This window comes from Thalassomonas actiniarum (genome assembly GCF_000948975.2).
In the GTDB taxonomy this organism is placed as follows: Bacteria; Pseudomonadota; Gammaproteobacteria; order Enterobacterales; family Alteromonadaceae; genus Thalassomonas; species Thalassomonas actiniarum.
The window spans coordinates 6,203,272-6,226,434 of sequence record NZ_CP059735.1; the positions used below are offsets into that span (position 1 = coordinate 6,203,272).

At 47.4% G+C, this 23,163-nt stretch carries 21 protein-coding genes; 11 read left to right on the forward strand and 10 right to left on the reverse strand.

Going from position 1 to position 23,163, the window contains the following annotated elements; translation table 11 throughout:
- Window positions 1–11: 11 nt before the first annotated feature.
- The 6 genes from SG35_RS26920 to SG35_RS26945 form a co-directional block, all read right to left on the reverse strand.
- Window positions 12–1,826, reverse strand: coding sequence for an alpha/beta fold hydrolase (locus tag SG35_RS26920; protein ID WP_053043212.1), 1,815 nt, complete (start codon window positions 1,824–1,826; stop codon window positions 12–14).
- Window positions 1,810–3,108 carry a condensation domain-containing protein gene (locus tag SG35_RS26925; RefSeq protein WP_044834207.1) on the reverse strand — a complete coding sequence of 433 codons (1,299 nt, stop codon included), beginning with the start codon at window positions 3,106–3,108 and terminating at the stop codon, window positions 1,810–1,812. The genes SG35_RS26920 and SG35_RS26925 overlap by 17 nt, the downstream gene beginning before the upstream one ends.
- The gene (locus SG35_RS26930) at window positions 3,105–4,622 is read right to left on the reverse strand and encodes an FAD-dependent monooxygenase (RefSeq protein ID WP_044834208.1); all 1,518 of its coding nucleotides are present in this window, start codon (window positions 4,620–4,622) and stop codon (window positions 3,105–3,107) included. Before SG35_RS26930 ends, SG35_RS26925 begins: the two co-directional genes overlap by 4 nt.
- Window positions 4,623–4,706: 84 nt before the next feature.
- Window positions 4,707–5,705 (reverse strand): aldo/keto reductase, encoded by a 999-nt coding sequence (locus SG35_RS26935; protein ID WP_044834209.1) that lies wholly within the window; start codon window positions 5,703–5,705, stop codon window positions 4,707–4,709.
- Between the two features lie 241 nt (window positions 5,706–5,946).
- Window positions 5,947–6,645, reverse strand: a complete 699-nt coding sequence (locus SG35_RS26940) for an HAD family hydrolase (RefSeq protein WP_053043213.1) — start codon at window positions 6,643–6,645, stop codon at window positions 5,947–5,949.
- Entirely contained in the window at window positions 6,632–7,381 is a 750-nt protein-coding gene (locus SG35_RS26945; RefSeq protein ID WP_044834210.1) for an AfsA-related hotdog domain-containing protein, read from the reverse strand. The genes SG35_RS26940 and SG35_RS26945 overlap by 14 nt, the downstream gene beginning before the upstream one ends.
- Window positions 7,382–7,685: 304 nt before the next feature.
- On the opposite strand from SG35_RS26945, the gene SG35_RS26950 reads away from it, so the two are divergent.
- Complete coding sequence (locus SG35_RS26950; protein WP_044834211.1) at window positions 7,686–8,435, forward strand: hypothetical protein; 750 nt, start codon at window positions 7,686–7,688, stop codon at window positions 8,433–8,435.
- Between the two features lie 256 nt (window positions 8,436–8,691).
- On the opposite strand, the gene SG35_RS26955 is transcribed toward SG35_RS26950, so the two are convergent.
- Window positions 8,692–9,564 (reverse strand): SDR family oxidoreductase, encoded by an 873-nt coding sequence (locus SG35_RS26955; protein WP_044834212.1) that lies wholly within the window; start codon window positions 9,562–9,564, stop codon window positions 8,692–8,694.
- 489 nt (window positions 9,565–10,053) lie between these two features.
- Between SG35_RS26955 and SG35_RS26960 the strand changes: the two genes are divergently transcribed.
- The 5 genes from SG35_RS26960 (at window position 10,054) to SG35_RS26980 (ending at window position 12,993) form a co-directional block, all read left to right on the forward strand.
- Window positions 10,054–10,488: a hypothetical protein gene (locus SG35_RS26960; protein ID WP_044834213.1), complete on the forward strand. Its 435-nt coding sequence runs from the start codon at window positions 10,054–10,056 to the stop codon at window positions 10,486–10,488.
- 58 nt (window positions 10,489–10,546) lie between these two features.
- Entirely contained in the window at window positions 10,547–11,059 is a 513-nt protein-coding gene (locus SG35_RS26965; protein WP_044834214.1) for a hypothetical protein, read from the forward strand.
- Window positions 11,060–11,582: 523 nt separating this feature from the next.
- On the forward strand, window positions 11,583–12,179 hold the full coding sequence (locus tag SG35_RS26970) for a hypothetical protein (RefSeq protein WP_152646700.1): 597 nt from the start codon (window positions 11,583–11,585) through the stop codon (window positions 12,177–12,179).
- 2 nt (window positions 12,180–12,181) lie between these two features.
- Window positions 12,182–12,580: a hypothetical protein gene (locus tag SG35_RS26975; protein WP_044834216.1), complete on the forward strand. Its 399-nt coding sequence runs from the start codon at window positions 12,182–12,184 to the stop codon at window positions 12,578–12,580.
- A gap of 2 nt (window positions 12,581–12,582) precedes the next feature.
- Window positions 12,583–12,993, forward strand: a complete 411-nt coding sequence (locus SG35_RS26980; protein ID WP_044834217.1) for a hypothetical protein — start codon at window positions 12,583–12,585, stop codon at window positions 12,991–12,993.
- 32 nt (window positions 12,994–13,025) lie between these two features.
- Here SG35_RS26980 and SG35_RS26985 read toward each other — a convergent pair whose 3' ends face one another.
- The gene (locus tag SG35_RS26985) at window positions 13,026–13,931 is read right to left on the reverse strand and encodes a LysR family transcriptional regulator (RefSeq protein WP_044834218.1); all 906 of its coding nucleotides are present in this window, start codon (window positions 13,929–13,931) and stop codon (window positions 13,026–13,028) included.
- A 245-nt stretch (window positions 13,932–14,176) separates the two neighbouring features.
- Between SG35_RS26985 and hppD the strand changes: the two genes are divergently transcribed.
- The 5 genes from hppD (at window position 14,177) to SG35_RS27010 (ending at window position 20,536) form a co-directional block, all read left to right on the forward strand.
- Entirely contained in the window at window positions 14,177–15,202 is a 1,026-nt protein-coding gene (hppD, locus tag SG35_RS26990) for a 4-hydroxyphenylpyruvate dioxygenase (protein WP_044834219.1), read from the forward strand.
- Between the two features lie 187 nt (window positions 15,203–15,389).
- Window positions 15,390–17,021, forward strand: a complete 1,632-nt coding sequence (locus tag SG35_RS26995) for an FAD-dependent oxidoreductase (protein WP_044834220.1) — start codon at window positions 15,390–15,392, stop codon at window positions 17,019–17,021.
- On the forward strand, window positions 17,018–17,260 hold the full coding sequence (locus SG35_RS27000) for a DUF2783 domain-containing protein (protein ID WP_044834221.1): 243 nt from the start codon (window positions 17,018–17,020) through the stop codon (window positions 17,258–17,260). Before SG35_RS26995 ends, SG35_RS27000 begins: the two co-directional genes overlap by 4 nt.
- Window positions 17,261–17,363: 103 nt before the next feature.
- A complete protein-coding gene (locus SG35_RS27005) occupies window positions 17,364–19,319 on the forward strand; it encodes a multicopper oxidase family protein (protein WP_053043214.1) in 1,956 nt (651 codons plus the stop codon).
- Between the two features lie 95 nt (window positions 19,320–19,414).
- Window positions 19,415–20,536 (forward strand): pyridoxal-phosphate-dependent aminotransferase family protein, encoded by a 1,122-nt coding sequence (locus SG35_RS27010; protein WP_044834222.1) that lies wholly within the window; start codon window positions 19,415–19,417, stop codon window positions 20,534–20,536.
- Window positions 20,537–20,593: 57 nt separating this feature from the next.
- Here SG35_RS27010 and SG35_RS27015 read toward each other — a convergent pair whose 3' ends face one another.
- Together SG35_RS27015 and SG35_RS27020 are read right to left on the reverse strand one after the other, a co-directional pair.
- A complete protein-coding gene (locus tag SG35_RS27015) occupies window positions 20,594–21,592 on the reverse strand; it encodes a LysR family transcriptional regulator (RefSeq protein WP_063888669.1) in 999 nt (332 codons plus the stop codon).
- 332 nt (window positions 21,593–21,924) lie between these two features.
- Window positions 21,925–22,887 carry a glutathione S-transferase family protein gene (locus SG35_RS27020; RefSeq protein ID WP_044834223.1) on the reverse strand — a complete coding sequence of 321 codons (963 nt, stop codon included), beginning with the start codon at window positions 22,885–22,887 and terminating at the stop codon, window positions 21,925–21,927.
- Between the last annotated feature and the right edge of the window lie 276 nt (window positions 22,888–23,163).

A 23,163-nucleotide genomic window follows, 5' to 3' on the forward strand; every position in this document is an offset into this window, starting at 1 on the left:
TTATCCTGACCTTAGCCGTTGACTAAGATCACTTTGCCCACCGCTTCGCCGGAAGAGGCAAATTCATGCGCCAGCCCCGCCTGCTCGAATAAAAAGCTTTGCGGGTCGAGTAAGGGATTTAACTTACCTGCTTCTATTAACGGTTTTAACTGCTTTAAAATCTCACCGTGCGCCCGGATCTCCCGCCCGGATAACATTGGCCACAGCATATTGATAAAATGCAGGTTTAACCGCCGTCCCGAAGCAATTTTCAAATCCACTTTATTATTGGCTAAAGTCGTGACTACATGTCCGCCGACCGTACAGGCCTGCATAGCAATAGGAATATTTTCATTGCCAACGGTATCAAACACTAAATCAAAGCCACAGCCGCCGGTAATACGGCTGACATAATCTTCCACATCTTCGGTGTGATAATGGATAATGCCGTCAGCGCCCATTTCCAGGGCCAGCTTACCTTTTTCCACCGAGCCCACGGTCGCATACACTTCAGCCCCCATATGTTTTGCCAGCTGCACCGCCATATGGCCGACGCCGCCTGTGCCGCCGTGCACCAGCACTTTCATGCCTGCTTTTAAGTCTCCTGCTTCCAATCCTTCCCAGGCGGTGATCGCCACCATAGGTAAAGCAGCCGCCTGCTTAAAACTCAGATTTTCCGGCATTAACCCCAGCAATAGCCGATCCGCCAGCATCACATCCGTCAAGGCCCCCTGACGGCCCTTAACACCGCCAACGCAACCAAATACTTTGTCTCCCGGTTTAAATTCGCAGACCTGCTCACCCACTTTGATCACGACACCGGCAACATCGGAATGCAACACCGCCGGGTGCTCCGGAGCCAGGTGGGGCAACTCGCCACGACTGATCTTATAGTCAAAAGGGTTTACGCTGGTGGCCTTGACCTCTATCATCACTTCGCCAACGCCCGGCTCGGCCAGCGGCATATAACGGTCAATAAAAATATCGCCGTCTTTGTGCTCGTTTAATACCAGGGAACGGGTGATGCTTTTGGGAAAACACTGTTTGATAAAACCTTCCAGGTAACCATTAAAAACCTCGGGAGCTTCAAGATGAGGGCAGTGATGGCAGTCATCAATAAAGAAGATATTTTCACCAAAAATGGCTTTTAACGGTTCAGCGTTAAAATAGTCATTATTGATAAAGCCGTCCTGCTCACCGACGATACTCATGGCGCAGATCCCGGACTGCTGCAAAATTTTCACTTCGTCCTGCAACTCGCCTTCGCTAAAGCCCGCCAGTATGCCCGGCCGCACCGAGCTATGGGTATTGTCCACCGACTTCACCACGGAGATCCAATCGCTTAACGGCAACTTATCTTCATTGACAAATTCCTTTGCCACCTTGGTAAGCTGATCGCCGTCAAGCTCGGCGGCAAAGATCAACCCTTCTGACGGATCCGGTAAAAAGGCCTCCCCTGCCGTGTCACCGTTAAAAGGCGGCGCCCCCACCAGCAGCACTCCGGCAATAGCTTCAAGACGGGGCAAGGCATCTATGATGGCATGCCCTCCCAGGCTGTGCCCCACCACAATAACGTTTTCCAGCTGCAGCTCATCGATAAATTCAATGATCTGCTCACTGCAACCGGCAAAGCTGTAGGCACTGGCGTTGTCCGCCGGTGATGACTCGCCGTGGCCGAGAAAATCCAGGGCAAGACAGCGATAACTGCAGCCTAAATGCTCCAGCTGATAGTGAAAGGCTTCCGCGCATGATGAATTGCCGTGCACAAATAATAATGTTGGTCCTGTCCCTGTGGTTTCCAGGTAACTGACATTACCTGAAGGCAATGTTTTAGATAGCCTTTTCATATTTCTCTCCCTGATTGGATAACAGCATCCGTTGAATATTTTGCTCAAACAAAGCCTGAATTTCTTCGGCGGTGTGAGAGCTTAACAACGGAGTACTATAACTAAACGCACAACTCATTTTTTGATCCAGGCTGGCAATGTGTAAGGCAATGGCAAAAACGCCGCCGTTGCGGTTCGCCATATTGCGGTAGCCGACAATATTAAAGCCGTCATATTGCTGCGTTAAATTCAGCTGGCCATGGTTGGTCATGGCAACATCATGAGAAAAAACGCTGACATCATTCAGGCCTTTCGCCCCCTGGCGCATTAACGCCAGATTTAACTCGCCCGAATCCCTGGCCAGCAGCTTTATTCCTTTACTGAGCTGCTGACGATAACCGGGAGCGAACTCGGCTAAAGAAGAAGCGACCGATATCTTATGGGGGTAAACCCGGATATAACAGCCAATCTCTTCTTCACTGATCGGCGCCTGCAAGCGGCTGCGCATGGACACCGCACTTAAGCAGGTAATTTCGTTTTTTTGCTGCAACCCGGCCACCGCCCGGCAAAAGGCGTAGGTGAGCAAAGTATTCAGGGTTGAATTTTGCTCTTTCGCCAGCTGTTTTAGCGGCGCCAATACCTTTTGATCAAAGCTGGTTTCCAGATAACCGGTTTGCCGGTTGACTACCGGGGCCGACTCTTCTACCGGCCAACTTGGCGTTAACGACTCCTGCGCTGGTGCTTCTGACTCTGCAACCTGGGTTAACGGCGATATAAACTGCTCCAGCTCAGGTCCCACCGGGCGTTTATTCACCTGCAGCCGCCCTTGTCTGCGGGTCACCTGTACGTAATAGTCCAATAACGACTCCACCAGGGTAGCAATGGATAAACCGTCAACAATAGCATGATGAAAGGTCAGTGCCAGGTGGCTTTTTTGCCCGCTGCTATCTTGCATCAACACCACAGCAAGCACAGTTTTTTCTGCCGCCAGCACGGTATTAAGACATAGGGTGGTTGCCTGCTGTAAATCATAATCCCGGGTTAATTCAAGCTGACGGCAAATGTCACCGGCAGCAAGCTTGGTAGCATGTAATTCAAAGCCCGATCCGGTCGTCACCACCCGGGTAGACAAGATTTCATAGCTGTGCAACCAGAGTTCAACCGCCACTTTCAAATAATCGAAATCCAGCAAGGCGTCGAAATCCACCACAGAGGTGGTCTGTGAATTCCCCGAAAGCTCATGCATCAACGCCATACGGCTTTCAATGTCTCCCAGGGGACGGATCAGGCTTGTAGCAGTCATGCGGCAACATCCATTTTTTGATAAAGGGCATTTAAGGCGCAGTTAAAAGCGACGCTGTCTTTTGCGGTGCCGACATATTCGATAACATTATCGGGACGCACCAGAATAAATTGCCCGGCCTCCAGCATATAACCCTGCGGATCCCAGATAGTGTTGATTCTGAAGAAATCACCAAAAGCAGACTGCATTATGCCTTGTAAATCAGCCAGCTGTTCTGCCGGTATTTCACTGCTGACGATCAAGCTATGCTTGGCGTTGCCCAGCGGGAACTCGTTGGCAAAAGGTAAAAACTGTGAACTTAACAGTAAGCCGCCGACATGATATTTCTCCTGCGGATCCGGCGCCTGTTTGGCGTAATTGAGCTTATAACCGGCAGAAATCTGCGGAAATGCCTTGATAAAATCGCGGTTGGCAACCTTAGGCAGAAATTTCGCTTCATCCTGCTCGCCGTGACGGTCAAGTCCGGCAATCATAGAAGTATTGAGATCGGTAAGCTTCAGCAACTGTTCGGCATTCCAGTGCCGTTCTTCGGCGTAACTGTCGAGCAAGGCTTCAGAGCCTGCGCCGCTCATCACATATCCCAGTTTCCAGCCCAAATTAAAGGCATCGCCTATACCGGTATTCATGCCAAAACCGCCGATAGGGCTAAATAAGTGTGCGGCATCACCGGCAACAAAGACATTGCCGCGGCGGAAGGTAGAGGTGGCGCGGTTATAAAACGGCGCGGCCGACATCCAGGTGGGCTCGGAAATTTCAATATCCACATCCAGTGCGGCAATGGCGGCTTTAAAGTCTTCCAACCCGGGGCTGTAATTGCCGGGGATCTTGCCGTCGGCCTTGATCACTATCCTGTGGTAACCTTCCATCAGCGGCAGTACGATAATAAAGCCCTGCTCTTTGATGTAATAATAACTTTGCGTAAGATCCCGATCCCACTTGACCTTCACATCCGCCAGGATAAAGTGCAGATCATAGTTATAACCGTCAAAAGGCAAACCCACCTGTTGCCGGGTTTGGCTGTTGGCGCCGTCGCAGCCGACGATATAGCGGTATTGCCGGGTATCTTCTCCCTTCAGGCCCTTACAGGTCGCCTGCGCGCCCTTTTCGTTTTGCGCTAAACTCACCAGTTCGGTGCCGCGCTCAATTTCATAACCCAGTTCATTTAAGCGGTTTTCAATGGCCGCCTCGGTGACCGGCTGGGGTAACATCAAAAAATAAGGATGCGTGGCGGAAATCCGGTTAAAGTCCAGTTTAAACATGCGCTTGTCGTTATACATCAGGTTGACAATCTGGTTTTTTTGCCCCTGCGGCAATAAAGACTCTGTGATCCCCAAATCCGCCAGCATATCTAATGCCGCCGGGTTAACACTCAGGGCTTTTGAGCCCGAACATTTTTCCGTGCGTACCTCTATGATACGAAACGGAATACCAAACCTGTGTAACTGTAATGCGGTGATCATGCCGGTTGGCCCGCCGCCAACAATAAGAACTTCCTGCTCTATTTCCTGCAACATAATGAATAGACCTTGTATCTGATCCGGCTCTTATGTTCCAAGAGCCGGCATGATTAAAAACGTGTTATCGCCTTAAGATAACGATTAGAGGTTAGTGCCGTCTAAAATGGCTTGGGGGTAGCGGGCGCCGTGAATATTTTCGCTGGCAAAAATACCGCTCAGGTTCATCACGATATCCGGCGTCAGGTCGACATTGAGGGCGCCGAAGTTGTCTGCCAGGTATTTCACCCGCTTGGTGCCCGGGATAACGTGCAGGTTGTCGTATTGCTCTAACAACCAGGCCAGAGCTAGCTGGGCCGGGGTACAGTTCAGGCCTTTGCTGATTTCCTGTACTTTAGCCACCAACTCCAGGTTTTTCTCGATGTTTTCGTCCTGGAAGCGTGGCAGTTTGGCGCGGAAGTCTTTGCTGACATCGGCTTTTTGGATATCTGCCTGGGTGATGCCGCCAGTTAAGAAACCACGGCCTAACGGGCTGTAAGCAACAAAGTTGGTGCCTAACTCTTTACAGGCCGGCAAGATGTTTTGCTCGATATCACGCGACCATAAAGAATACTCGCTTTGCAGGGCTTCTACATGATGTACTTTTTGGGCACGCTTTAAGGTTTCTACCGATACTTCCGACAGACCGATGGCCTTGATTTTACCTTCTTTGACCAATTCCGCCAAAGCTTCCATCGGCTCTTCGATAGGCGTGTCGGGGTTACGTCTGTGCATGTAATAAATATCGATAGCTTCAACATTTAAACGCTTCAAAGACGCTTCACAGGCAGCACGGACGTAATCGCGGCTGTTATCGATAATCAGATTGTACTTGTCATTAGGGTCGCGGCGGATACCAAACTTGGACGCGATCACTACATCATCACGCTTTGCTCCCAGATCTTTGACGAACTGACCGACTAATTCTTCGTTATGGCCCTGGCCGTACATGTCGGCGGTATCAAAATGGTTGTAACCCATTTCCAGCGCCGCATGTAAAGTTTTCAGCGATTCGGTATCGTTGCGATCACCGTAAAACTCACTCATGCCCATACAGCCCAAACCAACGGCTGCGACAGATTTATTTGCAATTACTCTACTCATAACAATTTCCTTGTTTAATTAAAATAGTGGTTTTCTAGTTGTTTATGTTAAATCTTTCAAACTTACATCTACTGCTCAGCAAGCTGATAACCTGAGCTCTCATCTCAGGTCATTAGCTTGCCGAGCCGCCCCTGAACTCCTGCGTTGAGGGGTATATTACCCGGTTAAATTTATCGGCCTACTGACTAGTGGTACAGGGCGGTTAAATTTATGTTTCAAGCTAACTGTTCCAGCCCTTGGTTTATGCCGCCTCCTGCTCGATTTCTAAAATAGTAAACTCTTGTTGTTGGTTCGCCGCCCGGGTGAGTTCGCTCGGACTTACCAGGTATCCCCGGCCAACCGTCGCCAACATAGGGAAGTCGCTGATATCGTCGCCATAAGCCACCGACCTGGCGGCAACATCGGTAAACAGCCTTAAATAACGGCGGATATAATGGGCCTTGCCTTCGCCGATACAGGGTTGGTCCACCAGCTTGCCGGTATAGCGACCCTCCTTTTGCTCCTGGGGAGCGCATAACACGGTATTCACCCCTAAGGCCTCTGCCAACGGCTGCAGCATGGCCAGGCCGGAGCCGGAAACAAACACCAGGTTGTATCCCTCTTGCTGGTGCTGCTTCAGCTTCGCCAGGGCATGGGGATGGAAAAAGTCCGCCTTATCCGCCACCTGCCGATACCATTTGCGTCCCAGCTCGGCCAGTTCAGCCACAGACACCCCGGCAAACACCCGGTAATAATGGGCATTGATGTTTTCCCGCCGCTCTTTGGCGGCGAACATCTGCTTAAGCTCCACCTGCATTTCGTCCGTCACCTGCTGCGGGATCAGCTTGGTTTTTTCCTGCAAATAATTTAAAAAACTGAACATGCTTTTAATGGAAATCAGGGTGTTGTCGACATCAAAAAAAGCGCAGGGTTTGCTGGTATCCAGGTTATGCAGCCACATTCTGCTCATCCTCATTGTTAACCACATATTTGATGGCATTACAGGCCATAGCGGCTTCTTTTTTCTCTAACCAGCCGGCGTTATAAGTGCTGAAACTGGTGGTGACCACAGAGCAGACAACACCGTTTTGCACGACATTCATCACCACATCAAAGAAATGTGCGCCCGCTTTTTTCTCTTTATGTTCAACAATTTCGTACTCTATGGTCGCAGGCAGCGGGAACATAAAGCTGGTGTACTGGCTGTTTAAGGTGTTGATAACAAAATAGCTGGAGAAGTCATTGTCTTTAAGGAAAAACGCCTCTGTGATGGTCAGAAACGCCTGGCGCGCCGCTTCGGTGATCACCATGCCCTGTACGTGGTGTCCGGTAACATGATCCCCCATCTCGTCACAGGCATCGTCAAGCATAATGTCCAGTTCAAACTTGCTCTCACAAATGCGGCGCGGCAAACCTAACATAGAGTTACGTTGCTGATGTTTATGCACATAATTACGCCCTGACTTGGCAGTTTCATTAAACTCTAATAAGTTGCTTACACCGGTATCCTGTGCCGTTTTAACCAGTTGGGAAACTTGTGCTTCACTTAACCCCTGACCTAATTTAAAGCGGATTTTTTTATCGCTTAACAGCTGGTGCTTTAATATATGCAGGGCTTCACTTGCCGTTAATACCCCCTCGTTTTCCGCGAAACACTCGAACTTGTCGCCAACAATAATCATATTTTCAGTAGTCATGGTTTGCTCCTTGCAAATCTTTATAAGTAAAAAGTTAAAAAGTTTTCGTTTTGAACATTTAGTTGTGAAAAATAGTTTTGAACACGGAGCCCAGATTAAGGCATCAACCGGGATAGGTTAATTACGCAAGCTATCGCAAGATTTCCGGTAAAAAGGCTGAGGTGAAAGAAAGGGTGAAGGATTTTGAAATAGTCTGAAATACCATTTCAGGGAGGGTCTTTTTATAGTTTGCTCATCGAACGACAACTCGAAAATTAACACAAACTTTTATTTAAACTTTTTATAAAACTAAGGAAACAAGACGATGAAAACTATAATGAAAAACAAAATCACTAAAGCCCTTACCTTATTAACAGGCTTTGCCTTAACCACATCAGTTGCCATGGCAAACGATGATTATGCTGATGACTATAGCTACCAGGACGAAATTAACGGCGCTTATAGCCTGGATGAAACCGAGGTCAGCAAAGCCATGTTGCGCCGCGCCCTGCGCAACAAAACTTTCCTCGCCAGCTTAAATAAGCAACACGCTTATTTTGAAGGCAGCCAGATTGTCAGACGCTTCTTTTTATGTATCCCGGAAGCATCCAACCAGAAGTTTAATATGGAAAGAATGGCCGAGGTGAACCAGTGTTTCTATGACATCACCAGCCCGGATATTGAACTGGATTTAAACGGCGCCTTATCCTACGGGGTTGAATCGACCATCAGCATCGCCACCGACGGTTTGGCACAGTTAAGACAGAATGCGATTTTCTCACCAACTTCCTTTTATGTCAGCCACTACGAGCCAGGCAACAAACCCGGTACCGGCCGCATGGAGTTTAACTTTAACGTCTTAGTGCACCAGGAAATTATCCAGTCAACGGATGTCGAATTGCCGTTTGAGCCGACGCCGGGGCCTCAGCTGTTTTTAAGCAACAATACTTTGGGGGTCATTGCCACAGAAACCGGCGAATGGATGATAGATAAATTAGTGGTTAATTCCATGTTCACCGAGCAAAGACCGGACATTAACTACAACAACCCGTTCCCTAACTACCCGATCAACTAAGTTGGCTCTTGCAGTTAACACCCGGGTTTAATGAATGAAACAACAGCTCCCCCTTTAAGGGGGTAGCTGTTTTTTTATATACAGGATGTATGGTATGCCGTGATCGCAAGGATGCGAAGAAACAGCAATATACAGGATGTATGGTATGCCGTGATCGCAAGGATGCGAAGAAACGGCAATATACAAAATGTCTGGTATACCGCGCTCGCAGGGTGCAAAAAGCGAGCGGCGATATACTTTCCTTAACTAAAGCCGCTTAGCTGAAGCTGGCTTTATTAGCTTTAACAAAGGCTTTCAGCGGCGTTAACGGACGCCCCAATAACTGTTCGCCGTCAGGACTTACCATGGCCGCCTGGTCATCGGCAAAAGCGTTAAATAATTCCACCATGCCTTTCGCCTGCCATTCTGGCCAGCCGCTGCCGGTCAGCGCACTCAAAGTCGTGGCATTATCCGGTGAGATATGGCTGACGGTTTTCCCCAGCTCATTAGCAAAGATTTCGGCAATCTCAACACCTGAAACCAGCTCAGGCCCGGTAATATTATAGGCTTTACCGGCATGCCCCTGGCTGGTCAGGATGTTGGCAGCAATTTCACCTATGTCTTGTACCAGTAAAGGAGCAAAACGGCCTTTGCCTGTACCTAAATGCAAGGTGCCGTTTTTCACGTCTTCCGCCCAGCCCAGCAGGTTATCCTGGAAGAAAATGGTTCTTAGGTGCGTCCAGTTCAAACGGCTATCTTCCAGGTATTTCTCACCGTAGCGGAACTGACGGGCAAATAAAACACCTTCATATTCGGCGCCGAATACCGAATAAAAGACAAAATCTTTGACGCTTTCATGGGCCAGGGCGGTATCAATCACGGCCTTGGCATGCAGTTCCCGCGGCTCGATGTTGCCGGGAATATAAAAAACCTTATCCACTCCCTGCATTGCCGAGTTCAGTTCATCGGCACGTTCGATATCAAATACCCGGGTTTCCAGCTGCGGATAAAGGTTTTTCAGCGCCTTGGCTTTTTCTTCACTGCGCACACCGGCGATAATATGATCCGTTAAATCCGCCTTAGCAAATAAAGCGTGAAGTGTTGCCTGACCATTAGCTCCTGCCGCGCCGATAATAAGAATATTGCTCATTTCATTTTCCCTGATTTGTGAGTATTTACCGGGCGAAAAAGTAGCATTTGAAATCGGTGAAATCCATTAGAAAATATCGGATGACATAACCTGAAATATCGGACGGGATATTTCATGAAATGAACGGGAAACCCTCCTTAATTAGCCGACAAAAAATTTTTTTCACCTGCCATAAAAAATCACAGCACTTATTCGGGCCGTTAAGCTAATGAAATCTTATATCTTTCGCCAAAGATTCAGCAGATTTCCGCATCGGAAAAGCTGAGTTGATAACTTTTTACCTCCCTGAGTGAGACATTTCCCCCTGTCATCACACTAGAGTAAGTGAAGTCCTTATACTGGGGCTAAAGACTTCACAGGTAATTTTTCAATCAGTATAAAGTTGCGTATTCCCGCGCCCGGTCACGGCGGATACGGCTGTCAGTCCGGATGGAGTTGTGCGTAACCATTTGGTTTTATACACAATCAGCTCAGCTGAGGAGAGATCAAATGTTTAAGATTAAATTTAATAACAAAGCACTGCTGGCGGCAACCGTTGTCGCTTTAGGGGTAATGGCGTCTATGCCGTCACAGGCGGCTACAGCAACCTATAAGCTGGTGAAAACAAGTAATTTAACCAATGTCAACGACGCCGAAGGACGCTGGCAGTTTGACGGCGGCTATGTCTATATCGGCAATACCCATGTTGGTTATTATACCCGTAAAAAGCGGGTCAGCTTCGGCATTCCGTCTTCGGTTAACAAGTCTTCCATGGAAATGACCATTATCTGGAAATGGGGTAACTACAACTTTACCGTGCAAGGCTCCCATTACTTTGGCAATGGCGCGGAGGTTGGCGGAGTCAGCGCCACCTCAGCCGGTTTTACCTATTTAGAAGATGCGACCTTTGCCGGTAACCACAACGCTATTACCGTCACCTACTAATAAAGACAGCGGCCGGCTTTCGGGCTGGCCCGCCAACACCAGAGACGGGAGTAAGAAGATGACCGTAAACAAATATCTGTTAATGTTATTCAGCCTCCTTATGCTGGCTAATATCGCTATGATATTTGACCTGCAATCAAGTGTCGATCAAGACAATAAACCATCGATTAAAGGCCTGCAAATCACAAAAGATCATTCGGCTGCACAGCAGAACAGGTTAACTCAACTTGAATCCCGATTTGACACTTTATCCGTCGAATTAGCCGGGATCAGCCAAAACATTAACAAACTTGCCGAAGCAAGCACGCAAAACAACAAAGCGCTAGCAGGTTCACAGCTTAACAAACAAAGCGACCAGCTGCTCACTCATACGGGGCCGCTTAATCAGGAGCAGATCTTTGCCGATTCAATAGAAAAAGTACTCGAATTGGGAGTATTAGACGAGAGCGCCTGGCAAAGCATGGAGCAGGATATTACCGCCATGAGTAAAGCAGAAAACAGGGCTTTTTGGGAAACTATGTTGGCAAAAATAGCTCAAGATGGGTTCATTATCACAGATTATGAAAATTAACCCACCTTGAGTCATCAACTCCAGGGCAACATAGACGTTGTACCAGAAACTAAAAACCTCAACTATAGTCCATATTTGGGAAGCAACACTTCAAGAACAGAATTCAAGGATACAGGTGAAAAACGAACATCCTGCAGAATAATGACTATAATCTTCTCAGCGAATCCAACTTCGCTCTGAACAGCGTTATAAGTAGGCTAGATTAAGAAAATCGAACGAACAAACTTAAAACTATCAGATTATTTAACAGTTTAATTTATAGTCATTTTTAACGTACTGATTTCTTGAGCACTAAAAACATGGAGCATATCTTGCTTTAAATATTTAACAGGAAGAATACTTACTTTAGCCAGTTCTTATTGTTAGTAGAATTTCACATTTTATTGTGAATTGTGATAAAAGAGATGAACATCATAAAGCCAGAGAGAGTATGCTTTAAAAGCTCCTCACAAATGAAACTCTCACAGCAGCTTCTGATGTATTTGATTTATCTCAACAAAAGCAGTCGAGTTTGGAGATATATATGCACAAATTAAAGTTTGACGAGCGTGAAGTAGATGCACCAGAGCCAATTGAAAGAATATTATTTGTAGATTCAATACCTGTAGCCGACCTATTTATAGATCCAAGTATTAAGGAGTGCACCCTTGCTTGGCCTATAGCAAAGGGGACTACACTCCAAGACATTCTAAGAGTCTATTTTTCAGGGTTTCTGCCTTCACACAACCGCCACCAAGATATAAAAGTTGAATGCTTAATTGACGACACATATTATCATAAGTCACTCAAAATTGAATACCTCATTTCTCTAGAAAACCCTATTGATTTCATAAAAAAAAGTGGAAAGTTAAACCACAAATCAGCAGGCTCTCTTGAACTCCTTCAGATATCTTCTGGTGAAAGCGTCCTTGAATTAATATTCGATAGTAGTTCTGAACTTCCAGAACGCATTGCAATATTATTTTCAAAAGTGAATGCAGATGCACTTATTGAGCTATTCTCCCAATTCCATGAGGTAAGTAGTTTACGTAGTGACTATGAGATCGCAAGCCAAGCATTCAAAGGCAAAATTAATGAGAAGTACTTGTTAGAACCACTACCATTAATCAAGAGAGTATAGATATGTCAAATTGGTATAAAGCAAACGCTTGTAGTATTCGCTTAAGAGCAAAACCAAACTTTTTAGTCATAAGAACTATTAATCCAAATAATGGAGAACTAGAGATTGAATATAAAAATTACTCACTTGTTCCAGTAACATTAGAAGTAAACTCCATAGATTCAGCAGATAAAAATGTTGCGACCCCATCCTTAAACGGAAATACGCCAGCTACAGTAGATGTTCCTCGACGGCCCAACAAACATGTTTTCGCCAAGCCTTCGCACGATGAAAGGAAAGTAGGTGATTGGAAACCACAAAATAAAGGCAATACAACCTTAGACGCAAGGGTAGACGTTAAAAACAAATCAAACATGCTTATAGCATCAGTTTCACCTAAAGATGATGTTAGTGTAAATTAATCATGTCATATGAATGGTATATATTAACGGCGATTGTCCGTGTTTCTTTTCTACTCGTTCCATTTTTTAACGTGGAAAAGGATTTCAATCTCGCAGGAGATGAACTTGAAGAAGCCAAAGAGTTCGCAAAGGCAGCAAATTGTAAAACCATCCTCTTGTCATTTCCTGTTCTAATTTTCTACATAACTTTAGCTGAAGCAGATACGGTTTGCCCAAAAGGCTTAGAGCCTTTTTCAATTGGGCTAACTTTTCTCCTGCTCATCATTACATGCACCCTATTATTCTATATTCCAACTTGGGTCTACAGAGGGAACTTGGCTCCTTTTATTTGGCTATCCGGAATTATACTGCTAGAAGTTATTTATCAAATTTCTGCGCTTTCAAATATCGTCAATTTAATTTGTAACTGCTGAACATAACAAACGAAATATCTGCACCAATGTATTCAGCCATCACTCCAGTCCGCCTGCTCCAGCAGCTGGGTAAGCGCCCGTAATGCTTTACCTTTATTACTGATTTTCCAGGCGAGAAAACTTTCCAAATCATTGGCGGGATCCAATTTTAATTCCAGCAAGGTGCCGTTGGCAAGATCTTCTACGATACGCTTGCGCGGCAAATGCCCGACCCCCAAACCGGCGCGCAAGGCCGCCATTTTTTGATCCATGTTTTGCACATAAAGCTTCTGGTAACCATTGGTCAGTCCAGCTGAACGAGTTACATTCAATTTCGAGGTATCGGGGATCACGATACGCCTGATTTTTGATAATACCGCCAGCATAGACTTACCGTCTTCGGCAAATTCGGCATATTCATGATGTGCCGCAATCACCGGCACCATTTCTGCTTTCGCCATAGGCACCGAGCGGAAACCTTTCAGCAGGGGAATAGGACCGGGGGCACCGACCACCAGATCAATCTGGTTATGCTCCAGGGCATCCCAGCCGCCGCTGAGCACACATTCGGTAACCTCAACTTCTATGCTCGGATGCTCCTTAAGAAAGTCCTGCAAGACAGTAAAAAAGACTTTGTAGTTGCCGGTAGATTCAATGGCGATTTTAAGATGGGTTTCCCAGCCGGTGGAGGTTTCCCGGGCTTTTTCCACCAGCTGGCTGCTGGCCTGGAGGATCTGCCGCCCTTCTTCGAGCACCACTTTACCGGCTGCGGTGAGCACCGAGCGGCGGCCCTGGCGTTCAAACAAGGTAATGCCAAGATTTTCTTCAAGTTTTTGCATTATATAGGATAAAGCCGACGTCGCCTTGTTCATTTCTTCCGCAGCTTTGGCAAAACTTTGTCGCCTGTCTATGGCATCTATCACAAGCAATGCTTCAATAGTGATGGGCATTTTGCTCATTTCAATTCCTTTTTATATTCAATTTTTTAGAACATTTTAAACTAATTTACACTGTTTTTTAGAATCTTGATATTAATTAAAATTTTTATCGTGAATTTATTGGAGTGATGGTCTTTTCCACAGAGCTTGTGAAGTTTGCAGGTCGATTGTTTTTTCTAATGTTAACAACGATGTAACAAAACAGCTTCACTATCATCAATTCTGGCTCACTTCATCGAGAGTTATCATTACACAGGGAGTATTACGTGAAAAATCAAATTAAATTTATTGAGTTTTGTGCCGCAGAAGCAGGCGAATTATTACGTGCTTTTGGTCGCTTAGGACTAAACTATTCCGGCAAGCATAAAACGAAAAACATCTTTTTATTCGAGCAAGGCGACATTACCTTTATCGCCAACTGTGAAAGAACGGGTTATGCAGCCGAGCATTGTGCAGAACACGGACCGTCAATCGTTTCTCTTGGCTTACAAATGCAAGACGATACCATCATGGACAAAGCAGCGGCACTGGGTTACCAGACCTTTACCGCACGGGAAGCCAAAACCGGCATCACCCTGCCTTCAATCGTCGGCCCCGGCAATGTCTTAGTGCGCACTTTCTCGGAAAACAGCTGGAATGAGTTCAAAACCATCCATTTCGACATGCAACCGTCAGAGTTATTCCGCCCGGATTATTGCCTGCTCAACATAGATCATATCGCGGTAAACGCCCGCAAAGGTAATCTTGAAGCCTGGCGTGAGTTTTATTTCAACGTGTTTGATTTTATTGAAACCTCTGACTTTATCATTCAAGGCAAGCAAACGGCTTTCCGTTGTAACCCTACCGCTTCCCAATGCGGCAATATCAAAATCGTACTTAACGAAGATTTTGAAGACGGCTCGCAAATTTCAGAATTTATCCAGGCCAATAACGGCGACGGTATCCAGCATATCGCCTTCAAATCTTCCAGCATGCCTTACAGCGTAAGCCGCCTGGTGGATAATGAAATCAACTTTATGAAGACACCGGACAGCTATTATGATCTCATTGACGGCCGCATCCCGGGACACGGTGAAAATGTTGAGGAATTAAGAAAGCACAACATCTTGATCGATAACGACAGATACGACAAAAACGCTATCTTGTTGCAGGTCTTCACAGAATCCTTAATCGGCCCTATTTTCTTCGAACTTATCCACCGTAAAGGCAATGAAGGATTTGGCGAAGGCAATGTTAAAGCCCTGTTCGAAGCGGTTGAACTCGACCAACGCAAGCGCGGTTTGCTTGCTTAATACCAAACGTAATAAAGAAGTGACCAAAATTCAATGAGGATAAATATTCAAATTCAAGACACGTGATTGACCAATAGCAAGCTATTGGGATTGAGCGCAACGAAGAAGTTGGATATTTAAACCATTGAAGGTGGTTAGTTCATTATTTCGTTTGGTATCAGTAAATCATTAAAATGGAAGTAGTAAAATGAGAGAGTTTACGCAACGCTCTACGAGCCAGCAAAGCAGCTACCCTGTGGTTGTGGTCGGTGCCGGTCCTATTGGACTCGCCTTAGCCGTCGACCTGGCTCAACGTAATATCAATGTGGTTTTAATCGATCAAAAAACCAAGGTCGGCCGGGGCTCCCGGGCGGTAACCTTTTCCAAAAGATCTTTGGAAATCTTCGACAAGCTAGGGGTCGGCGATCAGATCACCGACCATGGTACCCAATGGTCCATCAGCCGCACTTACTTTGGCGATGAAATGATCGACGCCAAAAACCTGCAACCGGAACAGGGCCTTAAACGCCCTGCATACGTGAACCTACAGCAATACCATGTTGAAGATTACCTGGTAAAAAGGGCGCAGCAATTACCCAATCTGGAAATGCGCTGGGGCACAAAACTGCTTTCCCACCAGCAGGATGAACAAGGGGTACAACTTAACCTTGAAGATCCCGAAGGTGAATACCAGTTAAACGCCCAATATATGGTGGCGGCAGACGGCGCCCACAGCCCGATCCGCAAAGCCATGAACCTGAAATTTGACGGCCGCGAATTTAAAGATCGCTTCCTGATTGTTGATGCAGTGATGGAAGCCGACTATGCCCCGGAAAGGCATTTCTGGTTTTCACCGAGTTTCCACGAAGGCCACTCTGTGTTGCTGCACAAGCAACCGGATAATATCTGGCGTATTGATTTCCAGCTCGGCTGGGACAGCGATCCGGAAGTGGAAGTCGAAGAAGAAAGAGTCAAACAGCGTTTATATAAAATGCTCGGCGACGATGCCAAATTCGAACTTAAGTGGGTCAGCGTTTATACCTTTGAATGTCGCCAGATGAGCAACTTCAAACACGGCCGCACCCTCTTTATCGGTGATGCCGCCCACAGGGTTTCTCCTTTTGGCGCCCGCGGTGCCAACAGCGGTTTCCAGGATGCCGACAACCTCAGCTGGAAACTGGCCCGGGTCATTAACGACCAGGCCACAGACGCCCTGCTTGAGAGCTACAGTGAAGAACGCCATACCGGCGCCATGAAAAATCTGCAGGAATCAAGCCGCAGCACTGACTTTATTACCCCTAAGTCAAAGCAAAGCTTCCGTTTCCGGGATGCGGTGCTGACCTTGGCAAAAACCCATCACAGCGCCAAACAGATGATCAACAGCGGCCGCTTATCTACCGCCACAGATCACCTGGACTCTTCGTTAAACGGTGACAGTGATGCCATGACCGGCGGTATCTTACCCGGTCAGGTCGCTCTGGACGCCTCCATCACCACAGCCGCCGGCCCTGCCTGGCTGTTGGAACAGTTGGCGGGCAACTTCGCCCTGATACACTTTGGCGAGCCGAGTGAGCAGCAGCTAAAAGACTTTGACTTATTAACTGAAATCGACCAAAGCCTGCGTTTATTAGTTGTTGCGAAACAAATTCGCCAAACGGGTGACAAACGTATTCAACACCTTGTTGACCAGGACGGCTTAATGGCTCAGCGCTATCTTGGCAATGAAAGCGGTGAACAGGGCACTACCTACCTGATCCGCCCCGATGACTTTGTCGCCGGCCGCTGGCTCAGCTGGAATAAAGAGAAGATCCAATCAACATTTGCAGGATGCCTGAAATGAAGCACCAGGATGAAAATGTGATGAACAATGACAACCTCACCAATGAAGCAAAACATGACTGGGATGAAGTGTATGCCCGCTTGATTGCCAGCCATGAAGGCTTAACGGAAGAACAGTCGGCACGGCTCAATTCCAGCCTGATATTGCTGATGCTTAAGCACGTTCCCGCGCTTGAGCAGATACAGGCATATCTGGACGAATCCAGGGCTTTTTCATTGGCGCCGCCAGTAAAAGAATAACCCTAATAACCACAAGAGAATAACCAGGCTGGTGCTGATATTTATCATCACCGGCCTGTGTATAACTACGAAAACCACGGACCAACACAATTAAGGAAATAAGATGAGTAAGAAGTTATTTCTGAGTTCGCTGATCGCTACCGCGTTTATCGGCACTTCAGGCAGTACTTTGGCTTTTCATACTGAACACGGGCATAACAGCCAGCACAAAGTCGTAAAGAAAGTATTAACCACAGAACAGCAAAAACTCAATATCGAGTTAAAAGAGAAAGGTGACGGGGCTTATTACTTCCCGTATAACTTTTATAATCCGCGTCATATCCGCAACAAAAACTCCCTGCAACAGGTAGGTACTGAAGTCAGCGATGAAGTGCTGGATCAGTTAACCGGCGATGTTTCAGAGAAAGATGTCGCGGAATTGAAAAACCATATCGACGGTGCCAATAAAAACCGTACTTTTGGTTACCCGACCAACTATGATCACCCGGCTTTTGCCAATCCAAAGCAAGTGACTTCCGACCAGTCCGGCGATTTAAAATATGATCTGAACGTACAATACGGCAATCATAAATTCAGAACTTTGCAGCAGGGCAAGCAAGTCACTAAAGACCTGCACTTGCGCGGCTATGGCGGTGAATTGGTGGGACCAACTTTTGTGGTTAAACCGGGCGATACTTTAAAAATCCGCATGAACAACTTATTGCCGCCGGAAACCCATAGAATGGAATGCGACATGAGCGATCCTAACGCCCATTGCGATCACACCACGCCGCATGCCTTCAATACCACCAATTTGCACACCCACGGCTTACACGTTGACCCGAACGGGAAAAGTGACAATGTTTTCGTGAAGCTCGAAGGCGGCGAGTCATTCGACTACGAAATCCATATTCCTGAAGATCATGCCGCCGGTACTTTCTGGTACCACGCCCATGTTCACGGTTCCACTACGGTACAGGTAGCCAGTGGTGTTCACGGCGCCATTATCGTGCGCGGCGACTATGATGAAATACCGCAAATCGCCCAGGCAAAAGAGCGCATCATGATGCTGCAAACCATGGCCTTTGACGAAAACGGTGAAATTGAAGATAACGAAAACTATTTCGTTGAAAAATGGCATCCGGAAGGCTGGGCCAACGGCTGGCATACGTCAATCAACGGCCAGGTTATGCCTGAGATCATCATGCAGCCGGGCAGCACGGAATTATGGCGTTTTGTTCACGCCGGTATCCGTGAATACATGAACCTGCAGCTGGTGAATGCCTGTGACAGCCAATATAACGTGCCTTTAGTGCAGTTGGCGGCCGATGGTATTCCGTTCCGTAAAAAACGTCTATCCGACGACAAGGGCGCTTTTATTGCCCCGGGTTACCGCTCAGATGTCATGGTGAAGCCAAGACGTCGCGGTGTTTATTACCTGATCGACGCTTCGGTTGAAGGTGCTACCGAATTACCGGCCAGCTACTGCCATAAAAACCGCGAAACCGAAGAGTTCACCTTCGACGAATCCGCCCAGAATATCCTGGCCCGGGTAACGGTTACCGGCGAACGTCACCGCATGCGTCTGCCGCGCAATAAGCAGCTGAAACAACTGACCCGTCCAAGACAGATCGAAGACAGCGAATTAAGCGATGAAATTGAATACTCAGTATTTAATATCAACCCTAAAGAAGGTGTAGATCCAAGTGATGAAGCCCAGTTTGTCGGCGCCAACTTCGACTTCACCATCAACGGAAAAACCTTTGATCCTGCTGATGTACGCGAGTTGAAATATGGTACCGCGCAAACCTGGAAGTTAAGCTCGCTGTTCTATTTCCACCCGTACCACATCCATGTCAATCCGTTCGAAGTGATCACCCGTGATGACAGCGGTAATATCACCGACCGTTACTGGCGTGATACTATGCTGGTATGGCCTGCCGATGCCGGCCAGGATCCTGAAGACGCGGTTGTGGAAATCCGTACCCGCTATGAAGACTTCAAAGGTTCCTTCGTGATGCATTGCCACATTCTCGATCACGAAGATCGTGGTATGATGGAAAAAGTCGAAATCAAATAACCTGGTGCCGAGCACGTAAGGTTAACGAAATAAAGGAGGGGTTTTCCCCTCCTTTTCTTTGAATTAAATGAACCCTTTTATTAAAGAGAGTTGTTATGAATTTTACTTCCTTTCACCCGACACCGCGCACCTTGATGGGCCCGGGCCCAAGCGATGTTTCACCCCGGGTTTTATCCGCCCTGAGCCGCCCGACCATAGGTCATTTAGACCCCGAGTTCGTCGCTATGATGGACGAGCTTAAAGCCCTGTTAAAGTATGCTTTTCAGACCGAAAATGAATTAACCATGCCGGTATCGGCCCCGGGCTCTGCCGGCATGGAAACCTGCTTTGTCAACCTGATTGAGCCGGGTGAGAAAGTCATTGTGTGTGTTAACGGCGTTTTCGGCACCCGTATGGTGGAAAATGTCGAGCGTATCGGCGCTACCGCCATTGTCGTCAATGACGACTGGGGCAAGCCGGTTGATCTCGAGAAAGTAAAAAAAGCCTTCAGTGAACATCCGGATGCCGCCTGCCTGGCTTTTGTCCATGCGGAAACCTCTACCGGCGTTTTATCCGATGCCAAGGCCTTATGTCAGATCGCCCGCGATAACGGCGCTTTATCTATTGTTGATGCGGTCACCTCCCTTGGCGGTGTCGAATTAAGAGTCGATGACTGGGGCATAGATGCTGTCTATTCCGGCAGCCAGAAATGTCTTTCCTGCGTTCCCGGTATCTCGCCGGTCAGTTTTAGCCCGAAAGCGGTAGAAAAGCTTAAAGGCCGTAAAACCAAAGTACCGAGCTGGTTCCTGGACCAGTCGCTGGTTATGAATTACTGGGGCGGCGAAGGTAAACGCACCTATCACCATACCGCACCGGTTAATGCCATGTACGCCCTGCACGAATCCTTGTTGTTATTAAAACAGGAAGGTCTGGAAAATGCCTGGCAGCGCCATAAAGATCAGCATGAGCTGCTGAAAAAAGGCTTAACCGAGTTAGGCATAGAATTTATCGTGGACGAAGCCTACCGCTTGCCGCAGTTAAATACCGTAGTGATCCCGGCCGGTGTCGATGATGCAGAAGTCAGGGGCAAATTACTTAACAATTACAACCTGGAAATTGGTGCAGGTTTAGGTATTTTTGCCGGTAAAGCCTGGCGTATCGGCCTGATGGGTTATGCCGCCCGCGAAGAAAATGTTGCCTTATGCCTGACGGCACTGAAAAGCGCTTTGGCCAAGTAACTTTCTGCCTGGCAAGCATACTGATTGAGGCTCAAATGAGCCTCAATTAAAACCCCCTTAAACCAACTCCATCATCTCGGTTTCTGCCAGCAGTTCTACAGCGATATTCTGCTGCAGCACCTTTTCCTCCCTCTCTATTCCCGGAATAAACAACTGTTTGCCACTTTGCTGCGCCAACTGCTTGCTGTGGTAACGCACGGCACTGATAAAACTGCGCCCGGCAGGCCCAAGGATAGTGGCCTCATTTAATAATAAATACAGCTGGGCCAGACGGCTGGAACTCTGGCCTAAGCGCAGGGGTTTTAACAGCCCCTGTGTTAACTGCTCACCGATTTCGCTCACCGGCAACCAGGCAAAACCAAAACCGTTACTGATCATGTCGATAGAAGTGCGCATATGACTCACGGTCCAGCGCTGCTCCGAACCGAGCCAGCCGTCATTATAGTCGGCATGCTCCCCCGAATCCCTGACCACTATCTGGTGGTGATCTTTCAGGGTTTCAAAAGTCAACGGCTGCCCGCTTTGGTGCAGCACATGATCTTTATGGGCGACGGCAATAAACTCTATCATGCACAGCTGCTCGCTAAAGCCGTAATTGGGCGAAGTGGAAGAGATGCAAATATCTACTTGCCCGCTTTCCAGCAATTCAAGCGAGCCGGTGAGCACGGTTTCCATCAGCTCAATGCGCAACAGGGGAAATTGCGCCGATAAATCCTGGAGAATGTTATAGAGGATTTTCTGGGGAAAAACTTCATCAACGGCAATTTTAAGCTGCCGCTCACTGTCCTGGGTTAAACTCTGCCCTATGGCTTCGAGCTTATGGGCCTCATCCAGCACATGGCTGGCCTGGCGCAGCAATAATTCACCGGCATTGGTTAACCGGGTTTTCCGGCCCACCACTTCAATCAGCTTAACATTCAATGACTTTTCCAGTTTCTGTACCGCATAATGAATGGTGGACTGGCTTTTATTAATGGCATTGCCCGCCTGATAAAAACCATGATTTTCCACTACCGCGCGGAACATACGCCATTGTTCGAGTGTTGTTTTCAGCATACTCACCTAATTTACAAGGATTTCCCTGGTCGTTAAATTTCAGGGAAATAGAATTTCACCGGTATTTTCAGTCGGGTACAAGATGGATAAACAAGAAACGGCAAGGCCTTAGCGGTCAGCTAATAGCAGTGAACTTCCTTGCCGGGAGCCGGGATAACTTTATTCGTTATCCGGCGATCATATCCATATGATTTCCGGGAAGCATAAGCGCTGGATTTTCCAGGCTAAGCCGGATACCGGCTTGATTAATTTTTTAAACTTTTACCGGGTGCCGGCGATGCAGCCCCCGGTATTCGCCATTCATCAACAATAATTTCAAGGTGATAATTTAATTAAAAGGCAATTTTGTCTCGGCCGTGGGGCAGATTAAAGTCCTGCTCCGGTCCTAAAGGCACGACGCCTGTCGGGTTGATCATCAGGTGGCTGGCATAATAATGGGTTTTAATATGCTCAAAATTCACCGTCAGTTCGACACCCGGCCATTGATACAATTCGCGGATATAACCTGTGATGGCAGGATATTCCGACAGTTTTTTCTTGTTGCATTTAAAGTGGCCGTGATAAACCGCATCAAAGCGGATCAAGGTGGTAAACAAGCGCCAGTCGGCCTCGGTCACCCTATCCCCGGTCAGATAACGCTGGCTCGATAAAATGCTTTCCACCCACTCCAGCGCATCTCCGAGCTGGTAGTACGCCGATTCATAAGCCTGTTGAGTGGTAGCAAAACCGGCGCGGTAAACACCGTTATTGATTTCTTCATAAACACGGTCGTTGATTTGGTCAATTTTCTCCTGCAGGGCTTGCGGATAATAATCGTCTTCATTGCCGGTCAGGTGGTTAAAGGCGCTGTTAAACATGCGGATAATATCCGACGATTCATTGCTGACGATAGTGGCGTTCTTCTTATCCCAAAGCACAGGCACAGTTACCCGGCCTTCATAGTCACTGGCGGCTTTTAAATATAACTGGTACATATAGCTGGCATCATAAAGGGGATCATTGAGTTCCCAACCGTTCTCCAGCATCACCGCATCAACCACAGTCACATCGATATAATCTTCCAGTCCTTTGAGCTTCAGAAAAATCAAGGTCCGGTGCGCCCATGGACAGGCCAGGGAAATATATAAATGATAACGGCCTTTTTCTGCCTGGAATCCGCCGCTGCCGGTAGGGCCGGGGGCACCATCTGCGGTCAGCCAATTGCGGAACATGCTGGCGCCGCGCTTGAATTCACCTTCATTGCTCTTGGTGTCGTACCATTTATCAACCCACTTACCTTTGACCAATAACCCCATAATATTTCTCCCCGAATGTAGTTTTTATATAAAATCTTTGCTAATCAATTGCCCAAACGATTGGCTTTCCTTGCCGGAGCATTACAACTCCCGCCCTCAACAAGCCTATTTCCATAAACAGCGGTGAATGGGCAATAACCTAGCCATCAGCCTCACTGCAGCCGACACAAGCCCGGCGAGGCCGTATCAAACAGAATATCGCTAGCAAGGATGTGAAAAGCAGCACCGCCCGGCTATCGCTATTCCTGATTATCTTTTTAGTCAGATCACCATTCT

Excerpts from the sequence above, each read along its gene's own strand:
- SG35_RS26960 (WP_044834213.1), top strand. The coding sequence starts at position 10,054 with ATGTTTAAGATTAAATTTAATAACAAAGCACTGCTGGCGGCAACCGTT.
- SG35_RS26975 (WP_044834216.1), top strand. The coding sequence starts at position 12,182 with ATGTCAAATTGGTATAAAGCAAACGCTTGTAGTATTCGCTTAAGAGCA.
- SG35_RS26980 (WP_044834217.1), top strand. The coding sequence starts at position 12,583 with ATGTCATATGAATGGTATATATTAACGGCGATTGTCCGTGTTTCTTTT.
- SG35_RS26920 (WP_053043212.1), bottom strand. The coding sequence starts at position 1,826 with ATGAAAAGGCTATCTAAAACATTGCCTTCAGGTAATGTCAGTTACCTG.
- SG35_RS26955 (WP_044834212.1), bottom strand. The coding sequence starts at position 9,564 with ATGAGCAATATTCTTATTATCGGCGCGGCAGGAGCTAATGGTCAGGCA.
- SG35_RS26935 (WP_044834209.1), bottom strand. The coding sequence starts at position 5,705 with ATGAGTAGAGTAATTGCAAATAAATCTGTCGCAGCCGTTGGTTTGGGC.
- SG35_RS26965 (WP_044834214.1), top strand. The coding sequence starts at position 10,547 with ATGACCGTAAACAAATATCTGTTAATGTTATTCAGCCTCCTTATGCTG.
- SG35_RS26925 (WP_044834207.1), bottom strand. The coding sequence starts at position 3,108 with ATGACTGCTACAAGCCTGATCCGTCCCCTGGGAGACATTGAAAGCCGT.
- SG35_RS26930 (WP_044834208.1), bottom strand. The coding sequence starts at position 4,622 with ATGTTGCAGGAAATAGAGCAGGAAGTTCTTATTGTTGGCGGCGGGCCA.
- SG35_RS26940 (WP_053043213.1), bottom strand. The coding sequence starts at position 6,645 with ATGTGGCTGCATAACCTGGATACCAGCAAACCCTGCGCTTTTTTTGAT.
- SG35_RS26995 (WP_044834220.1), top strand. The coding sequence starts at position 15,390 with ATGAGAGAGTTTACGCAACGCTCTACGAGCCAGCAAAGCAGCTACCCT.
- SG35_RS27005 (WP_053043214.1), top strand. The coding sequence starts at position 17,364 with ATGAGTAAGAAGTTATTTCTGAGTTCGCTGATCGCTACCGCGTTTATC.
- SG35_RS27015 (WP_063888669.1), bottom strand. The coding sequence starts at position 21,592 with ATGCTGAAAACAACACTCGAACAATGGCGTATGTTCCGCGCGGTAGTG.
- SG35_RS27020 (WP_044834223.1), bottom strand. The coding sequence starts at position 22,887 with ATGGGGTTATTGGTCAAAGGTAAGTGGGTTGATAAATGGTACGACACC.
- SG35_RS26945 (WP_044834210.1), bottom strand. The coding sequence starts at position 7,381 with ATGACTACTGAAAATATGATTATTGTTGGCGACAAGTTCGAGTGTTTC.
- SG35_RS26985 (WP_044834218.1), bottom strand. The coding sequence starts at position 13,931 with ATGAGCAAAATGCCCATCACTATTGAAGCATTGCTTGTGATAGATGCC.
- SG35_RS26950 (WP_044834211.1), top strand. The coding sequence starts at position 7,686 with ATGAAAACTATAATGAAAAACAAAATCACTAAAGCCCTTACCTTATTA.
- SG35_RS26970 (WP_152646700.1), top strand. The coding sequence starts at position 11,583 with ATGCACAAATTAAAGTTTGACGAGCGTGAAGTAGATGCACCAGAGCCA.
- SG35_RS27000 (WP_044834221.1), top strand. The coding sequence starts at position 17,018 with ATGAAGCACCAGGATGAAAATGTGATGAACAATGACAACCTCACCAAT.
- SG35_RS27010 (WP_044834222.1), top strand. The coding sequence starts at position 19,415 with ATGAATTTTACTTCCTTTCACCCGACACCGCGCACCTTGATGGGCCCG.